This window comes from Plantactinospora sp. BC1, assembly GCF_003030345.1.
Taxonomy (GTDB): Bacteria; Actinomycetota; Actinomycetes; order Mycobacteriales; family Micromonosporaceae; genus Plantactinospora.
Map to the genome: position 1 here is coordinate 6,922,866 of NZ_CP028158.1, position 17,394 is coordinate 6,940,259.

Sequence of the window (17,394 nt, forward strand, 5' to 3'; positions counted from 1 at the left end):
GGCCGGCGTAGCCGGTGGCCAGCGAACGCGTGTCCGGGTTGGAGCCGGCGTCGGACACCGACGTCCGGGACCGTCGGGCGCCCACTAGGCTGCCAGGGTGACGGACGGTGGGTTCCGGCTGAGCGTCGACTATGGAACGTCGCACACCGTTGCCGTGCTGCGCTGGCCCGACGGGCGTACCCGGCCGCTGCTCTTCGACGGTTCGCCACTGCTCTCCTCGGCCACCTGTGTGGAGGACGGCGGCACGATCCTGTCCGGTCAGGACGCCACCGATGCCGCCCGACGACGGCCACAGGGCTTCGAGCCGTACCCGAAGCGGCGCATCGGCGAGGGCACCGTCTGGCTCGGCGACCGGGAGGTCTCGGTCACCTCGCTGGTGGCCGCCACGCTGGCCCGGGTCGCCGACGAGGCCAACCGGGTCGCGGGGCCGGGCGGGCCCGGATCGGTACTGTTCACCCTGCCCGCCACCTGGGGGCCGACCCGGCGGGCGCTGCTGGTGGCCGCCGCCGTCGAGGCCGGCCTGCCCGAGCCCCGGCTCGCCGCCGAGCCGGTCGCCGCCGCGAGCTATCTGGTGGGGGCCGGCGCGCTGGACGTGCCGGCCGGTGGTCACGTCGCCGTCTACGACCTCGGCGCGGGCACCTTCGACGCGACCGTCGTCCGGCGCACCGCCACGGGCGGCTTCACCGTGCTGGCCACCGACGGGCTGCCGCAGACCGGCGGGCTGGATCTCGACGCTGCGCTCGTCGACTACGTCGGCCGGCTGCTGGCGGAGCGCGATCCGGTCCGGTGGCGGCGGCTGACCGCACCGGGCGACGACGCCGACCGCCGCGCCGCGCTGGCCCTGTGGGACGAGGCCCGCCGGGCGAAGGAGAGCCTGAGCCGCACCTCGGTCGGTTACCTGCACGTCCCGCTCTTCGACGAGTCGGTGCCGGTCGGCCGGGAGGAGTTCGAACGGCTGGCCCGGGTGGTGCTGGACCGTACCGTCGAGGTGACGGTGGCGGCGGTCCGCTCGGCCGGCCCCGGAGTGGGACCGGCCACCGTCGTCCTGGTCGGGGGCGCGAGCCGGATCCCGCTGGCGGCGACGCTGCTGCACCGGGTCCTCGGGGTGGCACCGGTCGTCACCGAGCAGCCGGAACTCGTGGTGGCCGAGGGCGCCCTCGCGGTGTCGCAGGACGACATACTGCCCACCGGCCCCGCCCCGGCACCGCCCGGCCTTCCCGTCCCGCCGCCACCCGGCGCTCCCGTGCCGCCGCCATCGCCACCCGGCCTCTCCTCGACCGGCTCTCCCCTGGCCGGCGTTCCGTCGACCGGCGTTCCGTCGACCGGCTCTCCCCCGACCGGCTCTCACCTATTACCGGTCGACCCGGTGGCGCCAGCGCCCGGACCACCGGTAGCGGTGCCCGGCCCGCCCGCTCCGGCCGCAGGGGCCGAGTCGCCGGCCGGCGCCCCGGGCCGGTCCGCGCCGCCCCAAAGAAGCGGTCGGATGCTCCTCGCCGGGGTACTCGCGTTGGCCGTACTGGCCGTGCTGGCCATCGTCGTGGTGCTGAATCCGTGGGACCGACCCGGTGGCGGGCCTGCCGACCCGACGCCGAGCGCCCAGGCGTCGCCGGTCTTCGCCGAGGGTACGACCATGCGACGGTTGCAGGCGGCCCGGCAGATCGCGATCGGCAGCAGGTTCGACCTCCCCGGTACCGGCTACCGGGAGCCCGACGGGACGATGACCGGGTTCGACGTGGAGATCGGGCGGCTGATCGCCGGTGAACTCGGCATCGACCCCGACCGGGTGCGGTGGACCGACGCGCCGTTGACGGGCCGGGAAGAACTCATCGAGCAGGGCCGGGTCGACCTCGTCATCGCCAGCTACACCATCACCGAGACCCGCGCGCAACGGGTGGCGTTCGCCGGGCCGTACCACCTGCCGGGGCAGCAACTGCTGGTACGGGCCGGCGAGACCGCGATCACCGGCCCCGAGTCGCTACGGACCGAGGGCTACCGGATCTGCACCGTCACCGGAACTCCACACGGCAGGCGGCTCGAAGAGCACCTCGGTGGCCGGTCGCTGGCGCTGACGTCGCTCGGCGGCTACCAGGAGTGTGCGGAGGCGCTCGCGGCCGGCAGGGTCGACGCGATCACCGGGGACGGGCCGGCCCTGGTGGGACTGGCCGCCGGCAGCAGCGCCGGATTCCGCCTGGTGGGCCGGGCCTTCGATCCGCAGCCGTACGGGATCGGCCTGCGCCGGGGTGACGAGCCGTTCCGGGCCTGGCTCACCGAGACGTTGCGCCGGATCGTCGCCGACGGTCGTTGGCGGGCCGCCTGGCACCGCACACTTGGCCGGTACGACGAGCAGGAGCCCACCGTCCCCGAGGCCCGCTGACTCCCCGAGACCCGCTGAGTCCGCGAGGCTCGTTGCGTTTTCCCGGGGTGGAGGCGGCGTCGGGAACATCTCGGGCGACCGCTTCTGGGCGAGCCGCGACCGTCGGAGCGGATTCCCGGCCGAGAATGCATGGCATGCCGACGGTATCCGCAAGACCGGACGGTGCGGCCCGGTGGCCGTCCCGAGCCGTATCCCGGCCCGGGACGGCGGCGAGGCCGGTCGCCGCCGGGTCGATGCTGGACTACTACCTGGTCCGGCCCGACAACCCGGACTTCGCCGGCCCGGCGGGAATCCTCGTCGAGGAGTTCGTGTTGGACCGCGACTATTCGGCGGTCCGGCTCGACAGCACCGGGTGGACGGCCGGCGGCTCCCGTTGGCGGGGCGCCTCGGCGTTCAGCCGGGGCGTACGTGCCGACGCCGCACTGCGGGACCGGGTCGTCGGCGCCAACCGGCAGGAGGTCGAGTTCGTCTACCGCCATCTCGGCGGAGGCGAACTACCCGGCGAGGAGGTGCTGCGCGGACACTTCGACGACGGCATCCGGCTGCCCGCCTCGGCACCGCTGCGGCTGAGCCCCGGCCGGGCCACCCCGGGCTTCACCGAAACCCGGCTCTACCGGGTCCTCTTCACCGCCGGACTCGACCCGGACGCCCTGACCGGACTGCTCGGCACCTGGCGGATGCGACCCGGTCAGCGCGGCACCGGCGCCCTGACCGGAGTCGTCGGTACGGCGCGACGCCGGATCGGTGCCGACGCCTTCACCTGGGAACTACGCCGGATCGGTGCGGGTGCCGCCTGGTGCCTGGACCTGACGGCCGACCTGGCCGGCGACCGCGACGACGCCATCGGAGCACTGCTGCGCGAGCTGGCAACGGCGGCCAGGATGGCGGGGCTGATCCCGGTGACGATCGAGCGCCTCCGCTGACCGACCGGGCCGGAATGCGGCGGATGCCACACCCCGGTCACCGGCGCGGCAGGTTCACCCCGCCTCCGCCAGCCCCCGCGACGGACCGTGCGGAGGGGCGTTCCCCGCGACGGACCGTGCGGAGGGGCGTTCCCCGCGACGGACCGTGCGGAGGGGCGTTCCCCGCGACGGACCGTGCGGAGGGGCGTTCCCCGCGACGGACCGTGCGGAGGGCGTTCCCCCGCGACGGACCGTGCGGTGGGCGGACGGGGTTCAGCGCGAACCGACCGGTACCGGGTCGCGGTGGTGTGCCCGCCACAGCCAGCCGACGTCCCGGCCGAACGACCAGCAGAGCAGGGCCAGCGCCAGCCCGACCGACGCGTACGCCAGTGGTCCCGGAAGCAGCCCGGAACTCGCCACCGCCAGCACGATGCCCTGCATCGCGGCGACGGTCTTCCGGGAGAACCGGTGCGGCAGCGCCGCGTTGAGCCACGGCAGCGCCCAGGCGGCCGCGACGAAGAGGTACCGGAGGACGCCGATGGCCAGTACCCAGGCACCGAGGGACTGCGCCAGATAGGCACTCAGGACCAGGATGAGGAAGGCGTCGACCTCCATGTCGAACCGGGCGCCGAGCGCGGAGGTCGTGCCGGTGCGCCGGGCGACCTGACCGTCGACCCAGTCCAGCGCCAGCGCCACCCCTGCCACGGCGACCAGCAGCCCGACCGGGGCCGGCGACCAGAAGGAGGCCGCCACCAGCGCGGTCACCCCGCCGACCAGGGTGCCCCGGGCCAGGGTGACCTGGTTGGCCGCGCCGAGCATCCGGGCGCCGGAGCGGCGCATCGCCCGGCCGAGCAGCAGCCAGGTGACCACCGCGTACGCCGAACCGGCGAACCAGCCGGCGGGGCCCAGCCCGACCGTGGCGGAGAGCGCCGCCAGCAGCACGAACTGGACGGCCAGCCCCACCGCCGGTCCGTCCAGCTCCGCTGGCGTGCCCACCGGTACGGGGCGACGACCATCGAGCGGTACGGATACCGCCCGCTGCCGCGCGGGACGCAGGCGGACCAGGGATGTTGCGATCGGGTGATCACTGACAGTCAACGTTCCTCCGTCACGGTTTGGCGCGATCGACGCGCCGCGTATCGTTGCCGCTGCCCACCCCCGTGGAAACGGAAAACACCCGCGTTCGGTTCATCGCACCGGGAAAGGAGTTGATGACAGTGCGTGCCGAGGCCTTCTGGCTTGCCGCACCCGGCCGGGGCGAGATCCGGTCGGTACCGCTGGCGCCGCCCGGTGCCGACGAGGTGTTGGTCCGCACTCTCCACTCCGGGCTGAGCCGGGGCACCGAGACGCTGGTCTTCGCCGGCAAGGTGCCGCCGAGCCAGTACGCGACGATGCGCGCCCCGTTCCAGGAGGGCGACTTCCCCGGCCCGGTGAAGTACGGCTACCTCAACGTCGGCCTGGTCGAGGCGGGGCCGGAGCACCTGGTCGGCCGTACCGTCTTCTGCCTCTTCCCGCACCAGACCCGGTACGTCGTGCCGGCGTCGGCGGTCACCGTCGTACCGGAGGGGGTGCCGGCGTCCCGGGCGGTGCTCGCCGGCACCGTGGAGACCGCGGTGAACGCGCTCTGGGACGCCGCGCCGCTGGTCGGCGACCGGGTCACGGTCGTCGGGGCGGGGATGGTCGGCAGCGCGGTGGCCGGGGTCCTCGCCCGGTTCCCCGGCGCCCGGGTGCAGCTGGTCGACGCCGACCCCGGCCGGGCGGGAGTCGCCGCCGCGCTCGGCGTCGACTTCGCGGCGCCCGCCGACGCGTCCGGCGACCGTGACCTGGTGGTGCACGCCAGCGCCACCTCGGCCGGGCTGACCCGGTCGCTGGAACTGCTCGCTCCGGAGGGGACCGTCGTCGAGCTGAGCTGGTACGGCGACCGCCAGGTCAGCGTGCCGCTCGGAGAGAACTTCCACTCCCGCCGGCTGGTCGTACGCAGCAGTCAGGTCGGTACGGTGTCACCGAACGTACGCGGGCGGCGTACCTTCGCGGACCGGCTCGCGCTCGCCCTGGAGCTGCTAGCCGACCCGGTCTTCGACGCCCTGCTCACCGGTGCCTGCGACTTCGCCGAGCTGCCGGAGGTGCTTCCCCGGCTGGTCAGCGGGGAACTATCCGCGCTGTGTCACGTGGTCAACTACGGTGACGCGGCGATCGACCGTTAGCTCCGACAGACTGACCAGCTGCGACAGAGCGACCCGATCGGGCGACCCGATCGGGGAAACACCAGGAGGAGATCCTTGTTCAGCATCACCGTCCGTGACCACATCATGATCGCGCACAGCTTCCGGGGCGAGGTCTTCGGCCCCGCCCAGAAGCTGCACGGGGCGACCTTCGTGGTGGACGCCACGTTCCGCCGGCCCGAACTCGACGCCGACAACATCGTCGTCGACATCGGGCTGGCCTCCGGAGCGTTGGCCGAGGTGCTGGGCGAACTCAACTACCGCAACCTGGACGACGAGCCCTCGCTCGCCGGGATCAACACCTCGACCGAGGCGCTCGCCCAGATCATCGCCGACCGGCTCGCCGAGCGGGTGCAGGCCGGGCAGCTCGGTGCGGGAGCGCGCGGGCTGACCGGCATCACCGTCACGCTGCACGAGTCGCACATCGCCTGGGCCAGCTACGAGCGGACCCTGTGACGGGAGCGGATCCCGGCGGCCCGCCGGGGCCGGGGCCACGGACGGCGCGATGAACACCGGCGACACGGGCGCCACGCTGAACGCCGGGGACGGGCGGCCGGACGCGATGAACGCCGGCGACGCGGGCGCCACGCTGGGCGCCGGGGACGGGCGGCCGGACGCGATGAACGCCGGCGACGCGGGCGCCACGCTGGGCGCCGGAGATGGGCGGACGGGCGCGACGAGCGCCGGGACCGCTTACGTGGTGCTGCCCGGGGACATCGACGACCCGGCCACCCCGAGCGGCGGCAACGCCTACGACCGCCAGGTCATCACCGGGCTGGTCCGGCTCGGCTGGCAGGTGCGCGAACTCGCCGTGCCTGGGAGCTGGCCCCGGCCGGACCCGGCCGAGCGGGCGGCGCTGGCCGCCGCGCTCGACGGCGTACCGGACGGCGCGGTGGTGCTGCTCGACGGGCTGGTGGCCTGCGGGGTGCCCGAGGTCGTCGGCCCGGCCGCCGCTCGGCTCCGGCTGGCGGTGCTGGTGCACCTGCCGCTGCGCGACGAGACCGGGCTGCCGCCCGATCTGGCCGCCCGCCTCGACGACCTGGAACGGCGCACCCTGCGGGTCGCCCCGGCGATCGTCGCGACCAGCGCCGGGACGGGGCGGACGCTGGTGCGGCGACACGGCCTGCCCGCCGGGCGGGTGCACGTCGTGCCGCCCGGGGTCGCGGCCGCACCGCTGGCATCGGGTACGGACGGCGCCGCGAGCCTGCTCTGCGTCGCCTCGGTCATCCCCCGCAAGGGCCACGACGTACTGGTGGAGGCGCTGGCGAGCGTCGCCGACCGCCCCTGGACCTGCCGCTGTGTCGGCCCCGTGGACCGGGATCCGGAGTACGTCGACCGGCTGCGCCGCTCCGCCGCGGCGGCCGGACTGGCCGACCGGGTACTGTTCGCCGGTCCGCGTACCGGTGTCGAGCTGGCCGCCGACTACGCCGCCGCCGACCTGCTGGTGCTGCCGTCCCGGGCCGAGCCGTACGGCATGGTCGTCACCGAGGCACTGGCCCGGGGCGTACCGGTGCTGGGCAGCGAGGTGGACGGGCTACCGGAGGCGGTCGGCCGGGCACCCGACGGAGCCGTACCCGGACTGCTGGTACCGCCCGGTGACCCGGCGGCGCTGGCCACGGCGCTGCGCCGCTGGTTCGACGAGCCGGACCTGCGGCAGCGGCTCCGGGCCGCCGCCCGGGACCGCCGGGCGGACCTGCCGGGCTGGGACGTCACCGCCGCCCGCCTCGGCGAGGTGTTGACCGCGCTGGCCCGGCAACCGGGACCGCCCCGGCAGCCACGGTCGGCCGAGGACGATCCGCCGCCCACCGGCCAGGACGATCCGCCGCCCACCGGCCAGGACGATCCGCCGCCCACCGGCCAGGACGATCCATCGCCCGCCGGCCAGGACGATCCATCGCCAGCCAGCCAGGACGATCCGTCGTCAGCCAGCCAGGGCGATCCGTTGGAAGACCGCAGAAGTGAGCGCAGCGAGGGGACGGCATGACTGAGCACGGCGAGCGAACCGGGCAATCCGACGGCGGCGACGACGATTCGCCGTACAGCCTGGCCTGGCTCGGCCTGCGCGAGCCGGCCGACGCCCGGGCCCGGGCGGACGAGCTGGTGGAAGCGCTGCGTGGCCTGCTGCCGGACGCCGGCCCGATCGTGATCCGGGACCTCGGCTGCGGCAGTGGTTCGATGGGGCGCTGGCTCGCCGGTCGGCTACCCGGTCCGCAGCAGTGGGTGCTCTACGACCGGGAGGCCGGGCTGCTTGAGCACGCCCGGGACCACCTGCCGCGCACCGCCGCCGACGGCTCGCCGGTCAGCGTGCTGACCCGGGAGTGCGACCTCACCCGGCTGACCGCCGACGATCTCGCCGGGGCGTCGCTGGTCACCGCCTCGGCCCTGCTCGACCTGCTCAGCCTGGCCGAGGTGGAGCGGCTCGTCACGGCCTGCGTCGACGCCGGCTGCCCGGCGCTGCTGACCCTCTCGGTGCTCGGCGAGGTGGAAATCTCCCCGGCCGAACCGCTCGACGCCGAGATCGCCGCCGCGTTCAACGCCCACCAGCGACGCGACACCGCCGACGGAGCGCGACTGCTCGGCCCGGACGCCGTGGACGCGACCGCCGAGGCGTTCCGCCGGCTCGGTGCGCAGGTGCGGGTCCGGCCCAGCCCGTGGCGGCTCGGCCCGGCCGACGCGGAACTGGCCGCGTGGTGGCTGCGCGGCTGGGTCGCCGCCGCCGTCGAGCACCGTCCGGAGCTGGCCGGCCCGGCCGCCGGATACCTGGAGCGCCGGCTCGCCGCCGCGACCGCCGGTGAGCTGCGGGTGGTCGTCGGGCACGCCGACCTGCTCGCCACGCAGGCATGAGCCCGTACCGACCCGCTCGGCACGCACGAGTGAGCCCGTACCGACCCGCTCGGCATGCACGAGTGAGGCCGTACCGATCCGCTCGCCGGGCACGGATGAACCGCAGCCCCGGTTGCCTCGTATAACTGGCGAGACACCGATCGAAGGAGGCTGGCGGATGTGCGGGGCGAGGACGGCACGGCGGGGAGTTCCGGCGGACCGGGCGGCGTCGTGAGGCGTACGTTCTGGGCCTGGGCACGGCTGCTCGGCGGTGCCGCGATCCTCGGCTTCCTGCTGTGGCGGCTCGGCACCGAGGCGTTCCTGGACGGGCTGCGGGTGATCGACGCCGGCACCCTGCTCGCCGCGCTCGGGATCGGGCTGCTGACCACGGTGTTCAGCGCGTGGCGCTGGTGCCTGGTGGCCCGAGGGCTCGGCATCCGGTTGCCGCTGGGCAGGGCCGTCGCCGACTACTACCGGGGGCTCTTCCTCAACGCCGCGCTGCCGGGCGGCGTACTCGGGGACGTGCACCGGGCGGTGCGGCACGGCCGGGACGTGGACGACGTGAGCCGCAGCGTCCGGGCGGTGGTGCTGGAACGTTCGGCCGGACAGATCGTGCTGGTCACCGTCGGCGTACTGGTGCTGCTGCTCGGCTATCCCGCCCCGCTGCCGGCCGGGGTCGGCTCCAATCCGACCGGCCCGCTGCTGGTCGTCGTCCTGGCTGCGGCCGGGGCGCTCGGTCTCGCCTGCTGGCTGGTACTGCGGTCGCGACGGCGACTGCACGCTTCCGCTGCGGACCACTCCCCTTCCGCTGCGGACGGCGCCACCCCGGGACGGGTACGGCCTACCAGCCCGGAGGCGGTCCGCCCGGCCGGTTCGCGGTGGCGCCGGGCGTGCCGGACGGCCGTTTCCGACGTACGGCTCGGGTTGCTCGCCCGGAACAGTTGGCCGGGAGTGGCGCTCTCCTCCGCCGTGGTGCTGGCCGGACATCTCGGCACCTTCGTCGTCGCGGCCCGGGCCGCCGGCTCGTCGGCGCCGGTCGGCCAGCTCGTACCGCTGATGCTGCTGGCCCTGATCGCGATGGCGCTGCCGCTGAACGTCGGCGGCTGGGGTCCCCGGGAGGGCGTCACCGCCTGGGCCTTCGGCGCCGCCGGGCTGGGCGCCTCGCTCGGTCTCACCGTCGCCGTGGTCTACGGGGTGCTCGCCTTCGTCGCGAGCCTGCCCGGAGCCGTGGTGTTGGTCACCCGCTGGATCGCCGGGCTCCGCACGACCGAAACCGGACCGACCGCGATCAGCACAACCGCGATCAGCCAGACCGTGATCAGCACGACCGCGATCAGCCAGACGGCAGCCGTGGCACCTGCGGCCATGGCGTCCGCGACCCTGGCGTCCGCAGCCGTGGCACCCGCGACCGTAGCGTCCGCAGCGCTGGCACCCGCGACCGTGGCGTCCGCAACGCTGGCACCCGCGACCGTAGCGTCCGCAACGCTGGCACCCGCGACCGTGGCGTCCGGCAAGCGGGTGACGGCGCGCCTCCGGCTACCCCGAGCGGTCGCGTGACCGGCGGCAAGGCCTCCCGCACGCCCTTCGCCGCCCCGGCCGGCCCGGCGGCCGTCCACGGGTCACGTCGCGGCGAACCGCTCCGAGAGGGCGTAGCGCAACAGCACCACATCGTCGATCTGGCAGACCTCGGCGAGTTCCGCCCGGCGGTCGGGTCCCCACGGAAACCGGCCGTCGCCGACGAAGCGCGGCGCCCGGGAGTCACCGACGAAGAATGGCGCGATCACCAACTGCAACTCGTCGGCGAGGCCGGCGGTGAGGAACTGGGTGTGTATCTGCCCGCCGCCCTCGACCATCAGCCGGGCCACGCCCCGGGCGTGCAGGTCGGCGAGCACCATCTCCAGGTCGACGGGGTCGCCGCTGTCGACCACGGTCGCCACCTCGCCGAGACGCTTACGGGCCTCGTCCAGGCTGGCGCTCGCACAGTAGACGATCTTGTCGATGTCACCCGTGACGAAGAACCGGGCGGCCGGGTCCAGGTCGGCCCGACCGGTCACGGTCACCTTCAGCGGTGTCGGCCGCAGTCCCCGGGCCACCCGCTCGGCCCGGCGCCGCGCGGACCGGACCAGGAGTCGCGGGTTGTCCTGGCGGACCGTACCCGCGCCGACCAGGATGGCATCGCATTCCGCCCGTACCGCATCGACCCGGTCGAAATCCGCGTCGTTGGAGAGCAGCAGGCGCGTCTCGCCGGCGTTGTCCAGGTAACCGTCGATTGACATGCCGCAGCTGAGCAGTACGTACGGCCGGTCGCCCACTTGTCGCACCTCTCCGTCGATGAACAGCCCGCGCGGTGGGTCAGTCTTCCGCATCGTCGGCGCCCGTCCCCGCCGACCTCGCCCCGATGCTGGTCAGGTGGCCCGCATCGGATGACCGCGCACCGGGTACCAGCCTCCACGCTCTGCAGATGCGCGGGCGGGCAGACCCCCGAGAGAGGCACCCTAGATCTTCAGGGCGTACGCACCCGACCCCAAGAGGGAGAACTGATGCCGCACACACCGCCCCAGGTAACCACCGCCGAGGCGCCCGAAACGCTCGACGCCGTCGGGCCGGTTCCGGCCGCCACCGTCCGTCGGCAGGTGACCGTACCGCTCCGCTTCGCCGACGGCTACACCGCGACCGCGAGCGTCTTCACCTTCGACGGGCTGGTGGACGGCCGCGAGCATCTCGCACTCGGTCTGGGTGACTGGCGGAGCAGACTGGGCCAGTCCCTCGACGGCACTGCCGCGCCGCTGGTGCGGCCGCACAGCGAGTGCATGACCGGTGACGTCTTCGGGAGTCAGCGGTGCGACTGCGGCCCGCAGCTACGGGAGGCGGTCGAGCGGATCAGCGACCAGGGCGGGTTCCTGCTCTACCTGCGGCAGGAGGGCCGGGGCATCGGGCTGTACGCGAAACTCGACGCGTACGCCCTACAGGACGTGGGGCTGGACACCTACGAGGCCAACCTGGCGCTCGGGCACGGCGAGGACGAGCGGGACTACACCGTGGCGGCGCAGATGCTGCGTACCCTCGGCGCGGACCGGATCGCGCTGCTGAGCAACAACCCCGACAAGGCGGAACAACTCGACCGGCTCGGCGTGCAGGTCGCGGAGCGGGTACCCACCGGTGTGCACCTCTCCGCCGCCAACGCCCGATATCTGAAGACGAAGGCCAACCACACCGCGCACACCATCGACCTGCCGCTCGCCGACTGAGGGCCGGTGCCGGTCCGTGTGCGGCCACCCCCGCCGGGACGGAGCGCCGGCCGGGCGGGACGGAGCGGATAGAGTGCCGAGATGTCGTCGTCGCCGCGCCTGGAGAAGGTCACTCCGGACAACGTCGTCGCCGCCTGCAAACTGCGGATCCGCCCCGACCAGGAGCATCTGGTCGCGCCGGTCGCGCAGTCGCTGGCCGAGGCGTACGTCCAGCCGGAGGTCGCCTGGCCCCGGCTGGTCTACGACGCCGATCGGCTCGTCGGCTTCGTGATGGCCTTCTTCCTGGTCAGGTTCGATCCGGACGACCCGGCCGACGAGCCCCGCTCCGGGCTCTGGCGGCTGAACATCGCCGCCGACCAGCAGGGTCGGGGGTACGGCCGGTTCGCCGTGCTGGCGGTCTGCGACGAGCTTCGTCGGCGCGGGCAGGACCGGGCCTATGTGACCTGGGCGCCGGGCGAGCACGGACCGGAGCGCTTCTACGCCCGGCTCGGCTTCCGGCTCACCGGCGAGCGGATCGGCGACCAGGTGGTCGGCGTCCTGGACCTGACCCTCCCGAACGACCAAACCTGACCGTCCCGAACGACCGGACGGGCTTCCCGAACGACGGGACCTGACCGGCCCCGGACGACCGGAGCGACCTCCCACGCGACCAGGGACTCGACGACGATTTCGCGTCGTCCGCACCGCGGTGCCGCGCACCGGCACGTGGCGATCCGCGGCCCGGACGCTACCCTCCGATTTCGGGACGCCTCGGCTCGCGGCCGGGGCCGCTCGCGGGCTGCACCCCTCCAGCCCGCGACGACGAGAGGAGACGGCGCATGCTTGTCGACTGGCCACTGGACCGGTTGCGCGACTACCGACCGAAGCGCGAGGAACCGTCCGACTTCGACGCCTTCTGGGCCGACACCCTGGCCCAGGCCCGCGACGCCGGCACCCCGGCGCGGTTCGCACCGTACGACGCCGGACTCTCCACTGTAGAGGTCTTCGACCTCACCTTCTCCGGCTTCGCCGGCCAGCCGGTACGCGGCTGGTTCCTGCTCCCCCGGCACAGCACCGGCCGACTCCCCTGCGTCGTCGACTACCTCGGGTACGGCGGCGGGCGCGGGTTGCCGCACGAGTGGCTCGCCTGGAGCGCCGCCGGCTACGCCCACCTGGTGATGGACACCCGGGGCCAGGGCAGCGCCGGTCACCTGGTCGGCGACACCCCGGACCCGGACCCGGTCGGCCTGCCGCAGACCCCCGGTTTCCTCACCCGGGGACTCACCGATCCGAGCAGCTACTACTACCGGCGGGTCTTCACCGACGCGGTCCGGGCCGTGGAGACCGTCCGGGCGCACCCGAGGGTCGACCCGGAACGGGTGGTGGTGGGCGGCACCAGTCAGGGCGGCGGGATCAGCATCGCCGTCGCCGGCCTCGTCGACGGGCTCGCGGCGGTACTGCCGAACGTGCCGTTCCTCTGCCACTTCCGCCGGGCCACCGAGATCACCGACGCCACGCCGTACCACGAGCTGGTGACGTACCTGCGGACGCACCGGGGCGACGTGGAGCAGGCGTTCCACACCCTCAGCTACTTCGACGGGGTCAACTTCGCCAGCCGGGCGAGCGCCCCGGCGCTCTTCTCCGTCGCCCTGATGGACGCGGTCTGCCCGCCGTCGACGGTCTACGCCGCCTTCAACCACTACGCGGGCGAGGAGAAGGAGATCACGGTGTGGCCGTACAACGGGCACGAGGGCGGGGCGGGTTTCCAGTTCCCCCGGCAGGCCGCACTGCTCCGCCGGCTCTTCGGCTGACCGTGGGTAGCTCGGAGCAGCGGAGGGTCGCCGAGCCGGTCGCCGGCTACGGCGCCGCCTTCGACCGGCTCTTCGTCCGGGGCCGCGACGCGGTGCTGGCCGGCAACCACTACCGGGACTCCCCGCCGGTCGACGGCGGCCGGTGGGGGCTGTCGGTGGTGCTGCCGCCCGATCCGGCCTGCGCCGCCCGGCTCGCGGCGGTGACCGCCGAGGCGCTCGCGGTGGCCGGCCCCGACCACTGGCCGACGGGTACGCCGGAGGCGGCGCATTTCACGGTACGGGCGTTGGAGGCGCACCGCAGCGGCGTGCGGGCCGGCGATCCGCTGGTACGCCGGGCCAGCTCGGCGCTGCGTCGGGCCGCGGCGGCGTGCCGGCCGGTACGCCTGGTACTGCGCGGGCTGACACTCACCCCGTCCGGCGTGATGGCCTGCGGGTACCCGGTCGACCCGGCGGCGGACGAGTTCGCCGCGCGGCTCGGCGGCGAACTCGGTGCCGACGCCTGGTTCGAGGCCGACTTCACCCGGGACATCTGGTACGCCACCCTCGTGCACTTCACCGGGCCACTGCGCGATCCGGTGGGCCTGGTCGACTGGGTCGCCGCAAGTCGTGGCCTGCACCTGGGTGACGTGGTCGTCGGCGCGGCCGAGCTGCTGCGCTTCCGGTTCAACGGCCGCCAGCCGGTACGGGTGCCGCTCGCCCGCGCACCCTTCGGCACCGGCACCGGTACCGGCACGGGTACCGGATAGTCCTGGCACGGTCCGGACGCCTCCGGCCGACGGCGGCGGGAGGCGTCCGCGGACATCGGACGACGCGGCCACCTCCGCGACCGGGCGTGGGTCAGCGGGCCCCCACCGGAGGCGACCGTGGCCGTATGATTACCCGGCTCCCCGACCGGTCGCACCCGACCCGTCCGCAACACAGTCGACGACGACTGTCAGATCCACGTCCGCCGCTTCTCCTCCGGCCGTCCGTGAGGAAACGATGGTCCGGAAGTCACGGGAGGAATCGATGGACTCCGACAGCGTCGACCCGGGCCGTCCGACGGAGCCGCTGCCCGCCGAGTTCGGTTCGGCCGAGCAGAACGCCGACGGCGGCGACCGGGCGAGCCCGCTCTCGCCGGTGCCGACCTCACCCAGCCTGGTCACCGACTCGGTCATCGCCCGGCCATTGCAGGAGCGGATGCGGGAGTCGGGCGAGGAGCCGATCGGCGTGGTGATCGAGCTGCGCACCCGCTACGTCGGCGGCGTGCGCCGGGCACAGTCCCGGGTGACGGAGCTGATCCGGGAGGTCGCTGACGCCGAGACGCCGGTCTGGCCGATCGGCTCGTACGTCAGCACCGCCCTGACCGCCGCGCAGATCCGCGCCCTGGTCGCCGCCGACGCCGAGGAGGCCGAGGAGGTCGCCCAGGAGCAGGCGGAGATGGAGTCCGGGCTGGCGGAGCAGGCACCATATTCCGGCCCGGCCACCGAGGAGCCGTCGGCGTCGACGGTCGGCGCCGGTCCGGCCCCGCGCTCGGCGATCCACCGCATCTGGCCCAACTTCGAGGTCCAGCCGCTCATCCACCGCTCGGTGGTGACCACCAAGTGCCAGGCGGCACACCGGGCCTTCAACGCGTACGGCCAGGACATCGTCTGGGCGGTACTCGACTCCGGCATCGACGAGCGGCACGGGCACTTCCAGCGGCACGGCAACCTGGCCCTGACCCCGCCACTGGCGCACCGGTCCTTCGTCGGCGACAGTGACGCCGAGGCGACCAGGGACGTGGCCGGGCACGGCACGCACGTCGCCGGGATCCTGGCCGGCGAGCAGATCGTCGCCGACGACCAGGATCCGCTGACCGCCGCCACCTTCTATCAGCCGGAGGCGGGTGACCTGCGTACCGAGCGGCTGCGCCTGCGGTCGATCAGCGGGATGGCGCCGCGCTGCCGGCTGCTCTCCTGCAAGATCCTCCGGGACGACGGCTCCGGTGACATGGCGGCGGTGCTGGCCGCGCTGGAGTACATCCAGGAACTCAACGACCACGGCCGGGAACTCCTCGTGCACGGGGTCAACCTGTCGGTCGGCTATCCCTTCGACCCGACCTGGTTCGCCACCGGTCTCAGCCCGATCTGCCGCGAGGTCGACCGGCTGGTGCAGTCCGGCGTGGTCGTGGTGGCGGCGGCCGGCAACACCGGCTACGGCTACGTCATCGACGCCGGTGGCCGGCGGATGCGGACGGCGTTCGACCTGACCATCAACGATCCCGGCAACGCCGAGCTGGCCATCACGGTCGGCGCCACCTCGTGCCGGCCGCACGCCTCCGGCGTCTCCTACTTCTCCTCCAAGGGTCCGACCGGGGACGGCCGGGCCAAGCCGGATCTGGTGGCCCCGGGTGAGCGGGTGATCAGCGCCGGTACCGGCCGACTGCTCGACCAGGCGCGGCTGGGCGTCCCCGGCGCGACCTACGTGGAGAACTCCGGCACCTCCATGGCGGCACCGCACGTCTCCGGGGTGGCAGCGGCGTTCATGTCGGTGCACCAGGAGTTCATCGGCCGCCCGCACCGGGTCAAGCGGGCGCTGCTCGACTCCGCCACCGACCTCGGTCGGGATCCTTCGTTCCAGGGCCGTGGCCTCGTCGACGCGATGCGGGCCCTCCAGTCGGTCTGACCCAGACGCAACGGACGAGGTGCACTGATGCAGTTTCCGTACGCGGAGGTGGAGATCCGGTCCACCGGCGAGATCCACGACGACGCCCAGCGGCGGGCGGCGGTGGAGCTCGTCGCCTCCTCCGGCGCCACCGACGTACTCGTGCTCTGCCACGGCTGGAACAACGACATCCCGCAGGCCCGTCGCCTCTACCAGCGGCTCACCGACAACCTGGCGGCGGTACGCCCGGCGGTGCCCGGCGCGGCGTCCCGGACCCTGGTCGTGGTCGGCGCGCTCTGGCCGTCGATCCGCTGGTCGGACGAGGACGAGGTGGCCGGCGGCGGGGTCGCGGTCGGCGACCAGGCAACGGCGCTGGTCGGGGCGATCGCGACCCGGGTCGAGGATCCGGCCCGGGCGGCGCTGCTGACCCGGCTGGTGCCGAGACTGACGGATTCGGCCGAGGCCCGGCAGCGGTTCCTCGACGCCCTGCGGGAGCAGATCCCGCCCGCGCCGACCGCACCGTCGACGGCACCCTCGACGGCACCGTCGACCGGTGCGACGGAGGTGGACGAGGACCCGCCGCCGACGGCGCTGCTGCACGCCGACGCGGAGACGGTCTTCCAGGCGGTGGGTGGCCCCGTGGTCGACCTCGGGTCCCCGGAGCGGACCGGCGGCGCCGCCGCCAGCGGCAGCATGTCGGGCGGGATGGCCGACACCACGGCCGGGGCGACAGCCGGCGGGGCGGCCGGGTTCGGCTTCGACCTCGACAGTGTGCTGGCCAAGGCGCGCGGGGTGCTGAACATCACCACCTACTACACGATGAAGGACCGGGCCGGGAAGGTCGGCTCGGGTGGCATCGCGACGCTCCTCTCCGAGCTGGCCGGGGCGTCGATGTCGGGCGTACGGCTGCACCTGGCCGGTCACTCGTTCGGCGCCCGGGCGCTGGCCGCCGCCGCCGTACGGCAGCCCCGGCTGCACTCCTACACGCTGATGCAGGGCGCCTTCAGTCACCACGCCTTCGCGGTGGACTTCGACGGCCGGGGCGGGAACGGACACTTCCGCTCGCTGCTGGCGGATCGGCGGCTCACCGGCCCGATGCTGGTCACGCACACCGTCAACGACCGGGCGGTCGGCCTGGCGTACGCGGCGGCGTCCCGGCTCGCCCGGCAGGCCGGTGCCGGGCTCGGCGACGCCAACGACCCGTACGGCGGGATCGGCCGGAACGGGGCGCTGAAGACACCCGAGGTGGTCCAGCCCGGCGTCGAGCTGCTGGAGGTGGGCGGCAGCTACCAGTTCCGGCCGGGGCGGGTGTTCAACCTGAAAGCGGACAGGTTCATCAGCTCGCACGGCGACGTCAGCGGTCAACAGGTTGCCTACGCTCTGTATTGTGCGATCAACAGTCAGTGAGAT

At 74.0% G+C, this 17,394-nt stretch carries 13 protein-coding genes and 2 pseudogenes; 13 read left to right on the forward strand and 2 right to left on the reverse strand.

Going from position 1 to position 17,394, the window contains the following annotated elements:
- Positions 1–97 precede the first annotated feature (97 nt).
- Entirely contained in the window at positions 98–2,374 is a 2,277-nt protein-coding gene (locus tag C6361_RS30370; RefSeq protein ID WP_107269830.1) for a transporter substrate-binding domain-containing protein, read from the forward strand.
- Between the two features lie 134 nt (positions 2,375–2,508).
- Positions 2,509–3,297 carry a hypothetical protein gene (locus C6361_RS30375; protein WP_159079567.1) on the forward strand — a complete coding sequence of 263 codons (789 nt, stop codon included), beginning with the start codon at positions 2,509–2,511 and terminating at the stop codon, positions 3,295–3,297.
- Between the two features lie 252 nt (positions 3,298–3,549).
- Here the strand turns inward: C6361_RS30375 and C6361_RS30380 are convergent, their stop codons facing one another.
- Positions 3,550–4,272: a CDP-alcohol phosphatidyltransferase family protein gene (locus C6361_RS30380; RefSeq protein WP_234359118.1), complete on the reverse strand. Its 723-nt coding sequence runs from the start codon at positions 4,270–4,272 to the stop codon at positions 3,550–3,552.
- 215 nt (positions 4,273–4,487) lie between these two features.
- On the opposite strand from C6361_RS30380, the gene C6361_RS30385 reads away from it, so the two are divergent.
- The 5 genes and pseudogenes from C6361_RS30385 to C6361_RS30410 form a co-directional block, all read left to right on the forward strand.
- Entirely contained in the window at positions 4,488–5,480 is a 993-nt protein-coding gene (locus C6361_RS30385; RefSeq protein ID WP_107269832.1) for a zinc-binding alcohol dehydrogenase, read from the forward strand.
- Positions 5,481–5,555: 75 nt separating this feature from the next.
- On the forward strand, positions 5,556–5,954 hold the full coding sequence (locus tag C6361_RS30390) for a 6-carboxytetrahydropterin synthase (protein WP_107263389.1): 399 nt from the start codon (positions 5,556–5,558) through the stop codon (positions 5,952–5,954).
- A gap of 241 nt (positions 5,955–6,195) precedes the next feature.
- Positions 6,196–7,236: pseudogene (locus C6361_RS30400) on the forward strand (glycosyltransferase family 4 protein); the annotation flags it as partial.
- Positions 7,237–7,478: 242 nt separating this feature from the next.
- On the forward strand, positions 7,479–8,342 hold the full coding sequence (locus C6361_RS30405; RefSeq protein WP_107269833.1) for a class I SAM-dependent methyltransferase: 864 nt from the start codon (positions 7,479–7,481) through the stop codon (positions 8,340–8,342).
- Between the two features lie 210 nt (positions 8,343–8,552).
- Positions 8,553–9,566, forward strand: a pseudogene (locus tag C6361_RS30410) (lysylphosphatidylglycerol synthase transmembrane domain-containing protein); the annotation flags it as partial.
- 374 nt (positions 9,567–9,940) lie between these two features.
- On the opposite strand, the gene C6361_RS30415 reads toward C6361_RS30410, so the two are convergent.
- Positions 9,941–10,633, reverse strand: a complete 693-nt coding sequence (locus tag C6361_RS30415) for a dihydrofolate reductase family protein (RefSeq protein WP_107269834.1) — start codon at positions 10,631–10,633, stop codon at positions 9,941–9,943.
- 228 nt (positions 10,634–10,861) lie between these two features.
- Between C6361_RS30415 and ribA the strand changes: the two genes are divergently transcribed.
- From ribA to C6361_RS30445, 6 genes are all read left to right on the forward strand, one after another.
- Positions 10,862–11,569, forward strand: coding sequence for a GTP cyclohydrolase II (gene ribA / locus C6361_RS30420; RefSeq protein ID WP_107269835.1), 708 nt, complete (start codon positions 10,862–10,864; stop codon positions 11,567–11,569).
- An 81-nt stretch (positions 11,570–11,650) separates the two neighbouring features.
- Positions 11,651–12,139, forward strand: coding sequence for a GNAT family N-acetyltransferase (locus C6361_RS30425; protein WP_107269836.1), 489 nt, complete (start codon positions 11,651–11,653; stop codon positions 12,137–12,139).
- 248 nt (positions 12,140–12,387) lie between these two features.
- Entirely contained in the window at positions 12,388–13,359 is a 972-nt protein-coding gene (locus C6361_RS30430; protein WP_107269837.1) for an acetylxylan esterase, read from the forward strand.
- A gap of 2 nt (positions 13,360–13,361) precedes the next feature.
- On the forward strand, positions 13,362–14,105 hold the full coding sequence (locus C6361_RS30435; RefSeq protein WP_199853131.1) for a hypothetical protein: 744 nt from the start codon (positions 13,362–13,364) through the stop codon (positions 14,103–14,105).
- 262 nt (positions 14,106–14,367) lie between these two features.
- On the forward strand, positions 14,368–16,005 hold the full coding sequence (locus C6361_RS30440) for a S8 family peptidase (protein ID WP_107269838.1): 1,638 nt from the start codon (positions 14,368–14,370) through the stop codon (positions 16,003–16,005).
- 27 nt (positions 16,006–16,032) lie between these two features.
- Entirely contained in the window at positions 16,033–17,391 is a 1,359-nt protein-coding gene (locus C6361_RS30445) for a hypothetical protein (protein ID WP_107269839.1), read from the forward strand.
- The last annotated feature ends 3 nt before the right edge of the window (positions 17,392–17,394 follow it).